This is a genomic window from Streptomyces sp. NRRL F-5727 (genome assembly GCF_000719555.1).
Classification (GTDB): domain Bacteria; phylum Actinomycetota; class Actinomycetes; order Streptomycetales; family Streptomycetaceae; genus Streptomyces.
The window spans coordinates 21197-32360 of record NZ_JOGX01000069.1 but is presented as its reverse complement, the minus strand read 5'-3'; the positions used below and the strand labels follow the sequence as shown (position 1 = coordinate 32360).

The following is an 11164-nucleotide window of genomic DNA, read 5'->3' as shown; positions in this document are numbered from 1 at the left end:
CCTCGAAGGGGGGGAGGGCTTCGAGGACCTGGGCGGTGGCGGGGTGCAGCAGGTCGCGGGGGAGGACGGGGCCGCGCCGGGCGGGGGCCAGGTCGCCGATGGCGCCGACGAGTTCGACGATCTCGTCGGCGTCGGTGACGAGGGTGGCGCCGCCGCGGAGGAGTTCGTGGACGCCCGCGGAGAGGGCGCTGGTGACGGGGCCGGGGACCCCCATGGTGTGGCGGCCCAGGCGGGTGGCGGCGCGGGCGGTGACGAGGGAGCCGCTGCGGTGCCGCGCCTCGACGACGACGGTGCCGCGGGTGAGGGCGGCGATGACGCGGTTGCGGAGGATGAAGCGGCTGGGGGTGGGGTGGCTGCCGGGTGGGAGTTCGCCGATGAGGAGGCCCTGGTGGGCGATGCGGTCGAGGAGTCCGCCGTGGCCGCGCGGGTAGGGGGTGTCGACGCCGCTGGCGAGGACGGCGGCGGTGGCTCCGCCGGCGGCGAGGGCGCCGCGGTGGGCGGCGCCGTCGATGCCGTAGGCGGCGCCGGAGACGACGACCCAGCCGTGCCGGCTGAGGCCGGTGGCGAGGTCGGCGGCGGTGTGGGCGCCGTACGGGGTGCAGGCGCGGGCGCCGACGAGGGCGACGGAGCGCAGCGCCCAGGTGCGCAGCGAGGCGGGTCCCCGGGTCCAGAGGCCGAGGGGGCGGGCGTCGCCGAGGTCGTCGAGCTGGGTGGGCCAGTCGGGGTCGCCGGGGACGAGGAAGCGGCCGCCGAGCCGGGCGATGTGGTCGAGGTCGGCCTCGGGCGCGAGGGTGCGGGCGCGGTGGCGCCAGCCGGCGAGGCGGCGGGGCGAGGCGCCGGGGAGCGGGGCTTCGCGGGGGTCGCGGAGGAGGGTGAGGAGGCCGGTGGCGCCGTGGGCGCGGAGGGCGCGGCCGGCCTGTTCGTCACCGGGTTCGACGATGCGGGTGAGGGCGGCGCGGGCGAGGCGCTCCGCGTCCCCGGGGTCGTGGGTCACGGCCGGTCTCCGGTGGTGAGGGGGACGCCCCGGGCGATGCCGGTGCGGAGTTCGAGGGCGTGGGCGATGTCGTCGTGGCCGGGGCGGTCGTGCCCGGCGAGGTCGGCGATGGTCCAGGCGACGCGGAGGACGCGGTCGAGGCCGCGGGCGGTGAGGAGTCCTCGTTCGATGTCGCGTTCGGCGTGGGCGAGGGCGCCGGGGGCGGCGAGGTAGCGGGTGCGGAGTTCGTGTCCGGGGATCTCGCTGTTGAGGGTCCAGGGGGTGCCGGTGAGGCGGGCGGTGGCGCGGGCACGGGCCTCGCGGACGCGGTCGGCGACGGCCGTGGTGGGTTCGCCCCGGCCTCCCTGGCCGAGGAGGTCGCCGCGGGTGACGGGTTCGGCCTCGACGCGGAGGTCGACGCGGTCGAGGAGGGGGCCGGAGAGCCGGGCCTGGTAGCGGCGGATGACGGAGGGCGGGCATTCGCAGCCGGCGCCGTGCAGGGTGTGGCGGCCGCAGGGGCAGGGGTTGGCGGCGAGGGCGAGGAGGAAGCGGGCGGGGAGGCGCACGACTCCGGCGGCGCGGGCGATGACGACGTGCCCGGATTCGAGGGGCTGGCGGAGGGCGTCGAGTGCTTTGGCGGAGAATTCGGGCGCTTCGTCCATGAAGAGCACGCCGCGGTGGGCGAGGGAGACCGCGCCGGGCCTGGGGATGCCGTTTCCACCGCCGACGAGGGACTGCATGGTGGCGGAGTGGTGGGGCGCGCAGTAGGGGGCGCGGCGGACGAGGGGTTCGCCCGGCGGAAGGATGCCGGCGACGGAGTGGACGGCGGTGACTTCGAGGGACTCCTGGCGGGTGAGGGGCGGGAGGATGCCGGGGAGCCGTTCGGCGAGCATGGTCTTCCCGGCGCCGGGTGGTCCGGTGAGGAGCAGGTGGTGGCCGCCGGCGGCGGCGATCTCCAGGGCGCGGCGGGCGGTGTGCTGGCCGGCGACGTCGGCGAGGTCGGGGCCTTCGCCGGGGTCGGGGGCGAGGCCGGTGCCGATGCCCGCGCCGGGGACGAGGAGGCCGGCGAGCATCGCGTCGGGGCGGCCCTGTTCCGTGGGGTCCTCGTCGGGGACGGGTTCGCCGGCGAGGACGGCGATGAGCTGGCGGAGGGTGCGGACGCCGAGGACGGAGACGCCGGGCACGAGGGCCGCCTCTCCGGCGGTCTGTTCGGGGACGACGACCTGGTGGTAGCCGGCGTCGGCGGCGGCGAGGACGGCGGGGAGGATGCCGCGGACGGGCCGGACGCGTCCGTCGAGGCCGAGTTCGCCGATGAGGACGAGGTCGGCGATGGAGCGCGGGTCGATGCGCTCGGCCGCGCCGAGCACGGCGGCGGCGACGGCCAGGTCGAAGCCCGAGCCCGACTTGGGGACGGACGCGGGGCTGAGGCCGACGGTGAGCTTCTTCTGGGGCCATTCGGCGCCCGAGTTGACGACGGAGGCGCGGACGCGGTCGCGGCTCTCGCTGAGGCTCTTGTCGGGGAGGCCGACGAGGGTGAAGGCGGCGACGCCCGGTTCGAGGTCGGCCTGGACCTCGACGACGACGCCCTCGACGCCGACGAGGGCGACGGAGCAGGTGCGGGCGAATCCCATCAGGCCACCCCCTGGGCGTGGGTGAGGACGGGGGCGCCGCGCCGGGGCAGGACGATGCCGACGAGGTCGACGCGGACGCCGCCGGCCGGTGGCGCGGTGCCGGTGCGGTCGAGCCAGCAGTGGGCGAGGTGCCGGAGCCGGGCGGCCTTCTCGGCGGTGACGGCGGCCATGGGGTGCTCGAAGCGGCCGACGCGCCGGGTCTTGACCTCGCAGATGACCAGGGTGTCGCCGTCCAGGGCGACGATGTCGATCTCTCCGGTGCGGCCGCAGCGCCAGTTGCGGGCCAGGATGTGCAGGCCGGCGCGGGTGAGCCGGCGGGCCGCCAGCTCTTCTCCGTACCGTCCGAGTGCTCGGGTCGCGTTCATCGGGACCACCTCCGTCACCGACTGTGACGGAAGGGGTCCCGGGCGTGGGCGGGGCTGTGGACGAGTGGGCGGTCCCGGAGGACCGCTTCACTCACACGAGTGAGGGGGGCGGGGTCAGCTGCCGGGCAGTTCGAGGTCGCTCTTGTTGAGCTCCTCGATGTTGACGTCCTTGAAGGTGAGGACGCGGACCTGCTTGACGAACCGGGCCGGTCGGTACATGTCCCAGACCCAGGCGTCGGCCATGCTGACTTCGAAGAACACCTCGCCCTGGACCGAGTGCACCTGCATCTCGTAGTCGTTGGTGAGGTAGAAGCGCCGCTCGGTCTCGATCACGTATTTGAACAGCCCGACGACGTCGCGGTACTCCCGGTAGAGCTTCAGCTCCATCTCGGTCTCGTACTTCTCGAGGTCCTCGGCGCTCATGGCATGTTCCCCTTCAGCCGTGCGTCCCCCTATTGTGCGCCAGTCGCGGGCGCCCCTTCGACGATTTCCGGGGCGAGTACGACGGGCCTGCTCGGGGGTCCCTCGTCGAGCAGCGTGCGCAGCAGCTCGGCGAGCCTGATGGGGTACACGGTCTCATGGGCCACCGACAGTTCGGCGGAGGTCCACCATCTCAGGCCGGAGAGGCTGCGGCTCTCGAGCTCGGTGAGGGCCTGCGGGCCGGGCACGGGGCCGGTGTGGCGGGTGCGGGCGAGGTAGTACCACTCGTCCTGGTCCCAGCGGCGGCCGGCGAAGGGGAAGGAGCAGCGGCGGCGCCAGAGGACCGGGCCGAGTTCGACGTCGGTGAGGCCGGTCTCCTCGGCGAGTTCGCGGAGCGCGGCCTGCTCGCGGGTCTCGTCGCCCTCCAGGCCGCCGCCGGGGGTGAACCACCAGGTGTCGGTGGGGTCGTCGGGCTCGTGGCCGTGCAGCAGGAGGACGCGGTCGTCGGGGTCGAGCAGGATGATCCGGGCGACCTGGCGTACCTCCGTCCCGTCGGTCATGCCTTCACCTTCTCGCGCGCGGGCCGGGTGCGCGCCCGCAGGCGCCCGGCCAGGGGCCCGTACGCCGCTCCGCCGAGGATGAGGACGGCGCCGGCCGCGGTCGCGGTGAGGAGGAGCGGGAGCGGGCCGGGGGTGGAGACGCCGCCGGGCAGGGCGGCGAAGGCGGCGGGGCGTTCCATCATGTCGCCGGGGAGGGGCCAGGCGACGGCGTCGACGCGGGCGACGACGGTGGAGCGGGGGACCGAGCCCTGGGCGGCGTCCTCCAGGTGGGTGCGGGAGTCGAGCGAGGAGGCCCGGTCGTCGCCGAGGAGGAAGAGGCTGTCCGCGGGGACGGTGGCGGTGAAGTCCTCGCCGGAGGCGCGGACGGTGCCGTCGGGTCCGGGCCGCAGATACGGTTCCTCGACGGGGGTGCCGTTGACCGTGAGACGGCCACCGTCGCCGCAGCAGGCGACGGTGTCGCCGCCGACCGCGACGACCCGCTTGACCATGGTCGAGCCGCCCCAGAGCGGGTCCTCGAAGACCACGATGTCGCCGCGCCGGACCTCGTCGCCGTCGACGCGCTGGGCGAGGACCTTGGAGCCGCCCTCGAAGGTGGGGGCCATGGAGCCGGTGGGCACCGTGTACGGCCGGTAGAGCAGCGCCGCGCCGGCGAAGCCGCCGAGGAAGAGCAGACAGCCGACGGCCACGGCCAGTCCCGACAGCACGCTGCCGAGCCGGCCGTGGCCGTCGCTCTTCTTGCCGGTTCCGCTCATGTGCACCCCAGAGGTCGGTCGACGATCTGGGACGGCACCCTACCCGCGGGAAGCTACTCGGCGGTATGCCGCGCGGCCCGCTTCTTCCGCCGCCGGAGCACCAGCGGGAGCGCCGCGGCGAAGCCGACCGCCGCGGTCGCCGGGGCCGCCGCCGCGGGGGGCGCCGCGGCCGGGTTCAGGCCGGGCTGGTCGAAGACGTCCGGGACGGGCAGCGTCGCCCAGCGGGTGACCGGCCAGGCGACGACCACGGCGCGGCCGACGACCTGGTCGTTGGCGATGGTGCCGCCGCCGGGCAGCTCCTGGTGGAAGCGGGAGTCGAGCGAGTTCTGCCGGTTGTCGCCCATGACCCAGATGCGGTCCTGGGGGACCTTGATCGGGCCGAAGGAGTCCTGGCAGGGGACGGAGCCGGGGTAGAGGTAGGCCGACTCGTCGAGCTCCTTGCCGTTGAGGACGACCTTGCCGCCCTCCTTGCAGGAGACGGTGTCGCCGCCGACCGCGATGACCCGCTTGATGAGGTCCTTCTCCTCGGCGGACGGCATGAGGCCGATGAAGCTGAGGAACTTCTGGACCGCGTTGGGCTTCGGCGTCTCCGCCGTCTCCAGCCAGCCGCCCGGGTCGTGGAAGACGACGACCTCGCCGCGCTCGGGCTCGGAGCCGAACCACGGGGTCAGCTTGTCGACGAGGACCCGGTCGCCCTTCTTCAGGGTGTTCATCATCGATTCCGAGGGAATCGAGAACGCCTGCACCAGGAAGGTCTTGATCAGCAGCGCCAGGATCAGCGCGATGCCGATGAGGAGCGGCAGCTCCTTCCAGAAGGAACGCTGCTTCCTCGGCCGCGCGCCGTTCTCGTCGGTCCCGTCGGTCCCGTCCGGCCGGTCGCCGGAGGACGACGTACCGTCGCCGCTGGTGTTCTCTTCCGTCACGTTCTCACCTCTGGCCCCGTCGGCCCTGTCCTCGGGCCCGTCGTGTCCGGAACGTGCGCCGACGGCCACTTCCCCCACATCCACTCCTCACTCGGTGCGGCCGCCCGTCCCGGAACAGGGACAGGCCCGCCACTCCCATAACGAGCAGGAGTTCCGCAGGGGTCGGCGGCCAGGGCATTCCGTTCACGTTCCGCGAGGACACACTATGCGACGGACCGAGCGCGGTCTCGGTGGTCGTACGCGCGTCCGGCACGGCGGCGAAGGTCTCGCGCTCCTCCAGACGCCGCCAGTGGCCGAACGGCCAGGCGATCACCACGGCCCGGCCCACGACCTGCTCCTCGGCGATGGTCCCCTGCCCGGGTTCGTCGAGGTGGTAGCGGGAGTCGGCGGAGTCGGAGCGGTGGTCGCCGAGCACGAAGATCCGGCCTTCGGGGACCTTCACCTCGAAGGGGATCGTGGACGGCTTGTCGCCCGGGTTGAGGTACGGCTCGTCCAGCGGCACGCCGTTGACGGTGATCCGGCCGTCCTTGCCGCAGCAGCGGACGGTGTCGCCGCCGACCGCGACGACCCGCTTGATCAGGTCCCGCTCGTCGGCGGAGGGCATCAGACCGATGAAGGTCAGCGCCTGCTTGACCTGCTTGACCCCGACGGGGTCCTCGGCGGCCGGGGCGACCTCCTGGTGGAGCCAGTCGCCGGGGTCCTTGAAGACGACGACGTCGCCGCGCTGCGGCTTGGAGCCGAACCACGGGGTGAGCTTGTCGACGAGCACGCGGTCGTCGATCCGGATCGTCTGCTCCATGGAGCCGGACGGGATGACGAACGCCTGCACGAGGAAGGTCTTGAGGACGAGCGCGATCAGCACCGCGACGCCGACCAGGATGGGGATCTCGCGGAGCGCGGAGCGCTGCCGGCGCCGCTTCACCCTGCGGGCCAGCCTGCGCCGCTCGGCGCGGCCCGGCGGCGGCTGCGTCGGACCGGGCTCGCTTCCGGCCCGGCGGCCGCGGCTACCCATGTCCGCTCCCCCGCGGCCCGACGGTGTGTCCGCCGGCCGGCGGCGCCGGTACGGAGTCGTACGCGTCGGTCTCGGTCACGGTGGTCCAGCGGGCGACCGGCCAGACGATCCAGTCGGCGCGGCCGACGACCTTGTCGACGGGGACCATGCCGCCGCCGGGGCTGCCGAGGTGGTCGCGCGAGTCGCTGGACTGGCTGCGGTGGTCGCCCATCACCCACAGGGTGCCCGGCGGCACGACGATGTCGAAGGGCACGTCGGAGGGCCGGTCGCCGGGGGTGAGGTACGGCTCCTGGACGCGGACGCCGTTGACGGTGATCCGGCCCTTGGCGTCGCAGCAGACGACCCGGTCGCCGCCGACGCCGACGACCCGCTTCACGAAGTCGGTCTCGTCCGGGGCGGCGAGGCCGAGGGCGGCCGCGGCGTCGTGCACCAGACCGGTGACCGGGTTGCCGGCCCGCTCCTCCTGGACGAAGGATCCGGAGCCGTCGAAGACGACGACGTCACCGCGGCGCGGCTCACTGCCGAAACGGTACGCCAGTTTGTTGACCAGGATCCGGTCCCCGACCTGGAGGGTGGGCTCCATGGAGCCGCTGGGGATCAGGAAGGGCTGGGCCACGAAGTGGCTGAGGAGCAGCAGGAAGACCACACAGGCCGCGCCGATGAGTCCCGTCCTGCGCCAGGAGGGACCGCGCCCGGCGCCCTCGTCGTCGGCGCCGCCGTCCTCGCTCCCGTCCTCGATCCCGTCCTCGATCCCGGGCGCGCCCGAGGGCGTCCCGGAAACGCGCACGGAGCGCGACCCGTCGTCCGTGGCGGGATCCGGTTGGGGATCCGCCGGGGAAGAGGGGCCGCGCTCCGTGTGCTGTGCTTCGGTGTCCATCGGGGGGTGAGCCTATCCGGCCCGCCTGTACGAGGAGTGTGAAGCGTCGCGCGAGCGGTGAGCCGGAGCTCAGTTGTCGCGCTTCTCCTTGATCTTGGCAGCCTTGCCGCGCAGCTCACGGAGGTAGTAGAGCTTGGCGCGACGGACGTCACCGCGGGTGACGAGCTCGATCTTCTCGAAGATCGGGCTGTTCACCGGGAAGGTGCGCTCGACGCCGACGGAGAACGAGACCTTGCGGACGGTGAAGGTCTCGGAGACGCCGGAGCCCTGGCGGCGGATGACGACGCCCTTGAACTGCTGGATACGGGAGCGGTTGCCCTCGATGACGCGCACGTGGACGTTCACGGTGTCGCCGGGACGGAAGGCGGGCAGGTCCGAGCGGAGCGAAGCCGCGTTCACCTGGTCGAGCAGGGAGGCCATGGAGGTCTCTTTCCTCGCCGATGCCACAGGTCATCAGCGGTGATGTACGAATCGATGGAGACGCCGTCCGGTCGATGGCGGGCGGCTCCCCCTGTGGCAGGGGCGCGCGCCGGACGGACGGCAGTCGCCTATTCTTCCACGCCCTCGACCCTGCGCCAAAATCGGCCGCCGGGCTCGGGGGCCCAGCCGAGGATCGAGAGGGTCTCGCGGTCCTTCTTGTCGAAGACGGCCGGGTCGCAGCGCTCGATGAGGTCGGGCCGGTTGGCGGCGGTACGGCGGAACGCCTCGTCGCGGCGCCAGCGGGCGATCTTGCCGTGGTGGCCGCTGAGCAGCACCTCGGGGATCTCGCGGCCGCGCCACTCGGGGGGCTTGGTGTAGACGGGGCCTTCGAGGAGGTTCGCCATGGCGCCGGGGGCGAAGGAGTCGTCGCGGTGCGACTCGGCGTTGCCCAGGACGCCGGGGAGGAGGCGGGCGACGGCCTCGGTGATCACCAGGACGGCGGCCTCGCCGCCGGCGAGCACGTAGTCGCCGATGGAGACCTCGTAGACCGGCATGCGGGTGGCGTACTCGTCCATGACCCGGCGGTCGATGCCCTCGTAGCGGGCCGGGGTGAAGATCAGCCAGGGCCGCTCGGAGAGCTCGACGGCGAGCTCCTGCGTGAAGGGGCGCCCGCTGGGGGTGGGGACGACGAGGACGGGGCCGTGGGCGCCGGTCTCGTAGCCGTCCGCGAGGGTCTGGTCGAGGGCGTCGCCCCAGGGCTCGGTCTTCATGACCATGCCGGGACCGCCGCCGTACGGGGTGTCGTCGACGGTGTTGTGCCGGTCGTACGTCCACTGCCGCAGGTCGTGGACGTGGACGTCGAGCTGCCCACGCGCGCGTGCCTTGCCGACGAGGGAGACGTTCAGCGGTTCGAGGTACTCGGGGAAGATCGTGACGACGTCGAGCCTCATGCCTGACCGCCCTCTTCGGCGTCCTCGGCGTCGTCGGATTCGGCGCCCTCGGCGGATTCGGCGTCGCGGGCGGAGGCGATCTCGGCGCGGTCGTCGATCAGGCCGGGCGGCGGGTCGATGACGGCCCGCTGGTTCTCCAGGTCGATCTCGGTGACGATCTGCTCGACGAAGGGGATCATCAGCTCGGTGCCGTCGGGGCGCTCCACGATGAACAGGTCCTGCGAGGGCAGGTGGGAGATCTCGGTGATCACACCGACCTCGGTGCCGTCGGCGAGGACCACGTCGAGGTCGACGAGCTGGTGGTCGTAGTACTCGTCCTCCTCCTCGGGGAGTTCCGCCGGGTCGACCTCGGCGATGAGGAGGGTGTTGCGGAGGGCCTCGGCGGCGTTGCGGTCGCGGACGCCCTCGAAGCGGAGCAGCAGCCGGCCGCTGTGCACCTTGCCGGACTCGACGGTCAGCGGACCGGCGGAGGGCGGGTCGGTGAGCAGGACGGCGCCCGGGCCGAGCCGCAGCTCGGGCTCGTCGGTGCGCACCTCCACGGTGACGTCGCCCCTGATGCCGTGGGCGCGGCCGATCCGCGCGACTACCAACTGCACTGGTGAACTCTCCTGTCGTACGGCAACGGGCCGGGGTGGGCGGTCTGCCCTCCCCGGCCCGTGCCGGTGTCAAACTTTCAGCGGACCTGGTCCACGTCGACGAGGTCGACGCGGATGCCACGACCGCCGATGGCGCCCACGACGGTGCGCAGCGCACGCGCGGTGCGGCCGTTGCGGCCGATCACCTTGCCGAGGTCGTCGGGGTGGACCCGGACCTCGAGTACGCGGCCGCGGCGCAGGTTGCGCGAGGCGACCTGCACGTCGTCGGGGTTGTCGACGATGCCCTTCACGAGGTGCTCGAGAGCCTCCTCGAGCATGATCAGGCCTCGGTGGTGGACTCGGCCTCGGCCTCGTCCGCCTTCGCCTTCTTGGCCTTCGGGGTGATGGCCTCACCCTTGTCCTCGGCACCCTCGAGCGCCTTGGCGAACTCGTCGAAGGAAGCGCGCTTCTCTTCCTTGGTCGCCGGGGCGAGCAGCGGCTTCTCCGGGGCGGGGAGGCCCTTGTGCTTCTGCCAGTCGCCGGTGAGCTTCAGGATGGCGAGGACGGGCTCGGTCGGCTGGGCGCCGACGGAGAGCCAGTACTGCGCGCGCTCGGAGTCGACCTCGATACGCGACGGGTTGTACGTCGGGTGGTAGAGGCCGATCTCCTCGATCGCGCGGCCGTCACGGCGGGTGCGCGAGTCGGCGACGACGATGCGGTAGTGCGGCTGGCGAATCTTGCCGAGGCGCTTGAGCTTGATCTTGACTGCCACTGGAGTGGTGTCTCCTGGTCTTGACGTGGTTGGGCACTTGAGATGCCACGTGGGGTTGCGGTACTCGGGTGCCCGATGGACGCGTCAGCCGGAGGAGAGAGGGGTCCTGTGCGACTGTCGAGTACAGCTGACCATTGTGCCACACCCCGCCAGGTCAGCCGGCGGCGCCCACCGTCTCGGGGATCCGGAAGGGCTTTCCGCAGCCGCCGCAGACGATCGGGGCCTGGGCGAGCACCGAGGGCACCACGCGCACGTTGCGCCCGCAGTCGCAGACGGCCTTGACGCGGACGCCGCCGCCCGAGGAGCCGTGCCGGGCGGCCGGTCCGCGGAAGGAGCGCTTGGTGTCGGCGGCCGTGGCCACGGTGTGGGCCTTGAGGGCGCGCTGGAGCCGCTCGATGGTGGGACGGTACCGCCGCTTCGCCTCGGGGTTGAGCGTGACCAGGGAGAAGCCGCTGCTGGCGTGCGGCTCCTCGGGATGGTCCAGGCCCATCTCCTCGGCGATCGCGAGGAATCTGCGGTTGTGGTAGCGGCCGGCGCGGGAGGTGTCGCGGACACCCCGGGCGGCGGCGATGCCGTGGACTGCCTCGTGGAGCAGTCGCTCGAAGGAGAGCTCGGCGCCGCAGGCGGACGAGGACTCTCCGATCAGGGACTCGGGCGCGGCGAGGTCCGGCAGCTCGGGGTGGTGCCGCTGAATGTCGGCCCACGCCTGCGCCAGCTCTGCGGCGAGGACAGGTGGTGTCGTGCTCACGTCGGGTACAACGAGCCGGATCCCCTCCGGGTTCCATTCCGGGGCAACTCAAATATTTTGCACGTACCCGTCAGTCGGTAGCGAGGCATCCACAGCTGGTGCACAGCGGCGCATACGCCCCGGCGCGCGGTGTCGTCACGCGCGCCGGAGCGGTGTGGGAGGGGACACTACCGGGCCGGTGCCCGA

General features: G+C 73.0%; 15 protein-coding genes. All 15 read right to left on the bottom strand.

Annotated features, from left to right (window positions below):
* Positions 1 to 994, bottom strand: a 994-nt coding sequence (gene dprA, locus IF73_RS0131795) for a DNA-processing protein DprA (protein ID WP_037881155.1), incomplete at its 3' end; no start/stop codon positions are given.
* A complete protein-coding gene (locus tag IF73_RS0131790) occupies positions 991 to 2604 on the bottom strand; it encodes a YifB family Mg chelatase-like AAA ATPase (RefSeq protein WP_031013967.1) in 1614 nt (537 codons plus the stop codon). The genes dprA and IF73_RS0131790, both read right to left, overlap by 4 nt.
* Entirely contained in the window at positions 2604 to 2969 is a 366-nt protein-coding gene (locus IF73_RS0131785) for a YraN family protein (RefSeq protein WP_031013966.1), read from the bottom strand. The genes IF73_RS0131790 and IF73_RS0131785 overlap by 1 nt, the downstream gene beginning before the upstream one ends.
* 114 nt (positions 2970 to 3083) lie before the next feature.
* Positions 3084 to 3392: a DUF2469 domain-containing protein gene (locus IF73_RS0131780; RefSeq protein ID WP_005311352.1), complete on the bottom strand. Its 309-nt coding sequence runs from the start codon at positions 3390 to 3392 to the stop codon at positions 3084 to 3086.
* A 29-nt stretch (positions 3393 to 3421) separates the two neighbouring features.
* The gene (locus IF73_RS0131775) at positions 3422 to 3949 is read right to left on the bottom strand and encodes an NUDIX hydrolase (RefSeq protein ID WP_031013965.1); all 528 of its coding nucleotides are present in this window, start codon (positions 3947 to 3949) and stop codon (positions 3422 to 3424) included.
* A complete protein-coding gene (gene lepB, locus IF73_RS0131770; protein ID WP_031013964.1) occupies positions 3946 to 4701 on the bottom strand; it encodes a signal peptidase I in 756 nt (251 codons plus the stop codon). Before lepB (IF73_RS0131770) ends, IF73_RS0131775 begins: the two co-directional genes overlap by 4 nt.
* Positions 4702 to 4754: 53 nt before the next feature.
* Positions 4755 to 5693, bottom strand: coding sequence for a signal peptidase I (gene lepB, locus IF73_RS0131765; protein ID WP_031013963.1), 939 nt, complete (start codon positions 5691 to 5693; stop codon positions 4755 to 4757).
* A complete protein-coding gene (gene lepB, locus IF73_RS0131760; RefSeq protein ID WP_031013962.1) occupies positions 5629 to 6636 on the bottom strand; it encodes a signal peptidase I in 1008 nt (335 codons plus the stop codon). The genes lepB (IF73_RS0131765) and lepB (IF73_RS0131760) overlap by 65 nt, the downstream gene beginning before the upstream one ends.
* Positions 6629 to 7513, bottom strand: a complete 885-nt coding sequence (gene lepB / locus IF73_RS0131755) for a signal peptidase I (RefSeq protein WP_031013961.1) — start codon at positions 7511 to 7513, stop codon at positions 6629 to 6631. Before lepB (IF73_RS0131755) ends, lepB (IF73_RS0131760) begins: the two co-directional genes overlap by 8 nt.
* A gap of 69 nt (positions 7514 to 7582) precedes the next feature.
* Positions 7583 to 7933 (bottom strand): 50S ribosomal protein L19, encoded by a 351-nt coding sequence (gene rplS / locus IF73_RS0131750; protein ID WP_030496989.1) that lies wholly within the window; start codon positions 7931 to 7933, stop codon positions 7583 to 7585.
* 128 nt (positions 7934 to 8061) lie between these two features.
* Positions 8062 to 8883 (bottom strand): tRNA (guanosine(37)-N1)-methyltransferase TrmD, encoded by an 822-nt coding sequence (trmD, locus tag IF73_RS0131745; RefSeq protein WP_031013960.1) that lies wholly within the window; start codon positions 8881 to 8883, stop codon positions 8062 to 8064.
* The gene (rimM, locus tag IF73_RS0131740) at positions 8880 to 9479 is read right to left on the bottom strand and encodes a ribosome maturation factor RimM (RefSeq protein WP_031013959.1); all 600 of its coding nucleotides are present in this window, start codon (positions 9477 to 9479) and stop codon (positions 8880 to 8882) included. The genes trmD and rimM overlap by 4 nt, the downstream gene beginning before the upstream one ends.
* 77 nt (positions 9480 to 9556) lie before the next feature.
* Positions 9557 to 9796: an RNA-binding protein gene (locus IF73_RS0131735; RefSeq protein ID WP_005311361.1), complete on the bottom strand. Its 240-nt coding sequence runs from the start codon at positions 9794 to 9796 to the stop codon at positions 9557 to 9559.
* Between the two features lie 2 nt (positions 9797 to 9798).
* Positions 9799 to 10230 carry a 30S ribosomal protein S16 gene (gene rpsP, locus IF73_RS0131730; protein ID WP_030496986.1) on the bottom strand — a complete coding sequence of 144 codons (432 nt, stop codon included), beginning with the start codon at positions 10228 to 10230 and terminating at the stop codon, positions 9799 to 9801.
* A gap of 154 nt (positions 10231 to 10384) precedes the next feature.
* Positions 10385 to 10978, bottom strand: a complete 594-nt coding sequence (locus IF73_RS0131725) for a hypothetical protein (RefSeq protein WP_031013958.1) — start codon at positions 10976 to 10978, stop codon at positions 10385 to 10387.
* Positions 10979 to 11164 lie beyond the last annotated feature (186 nt).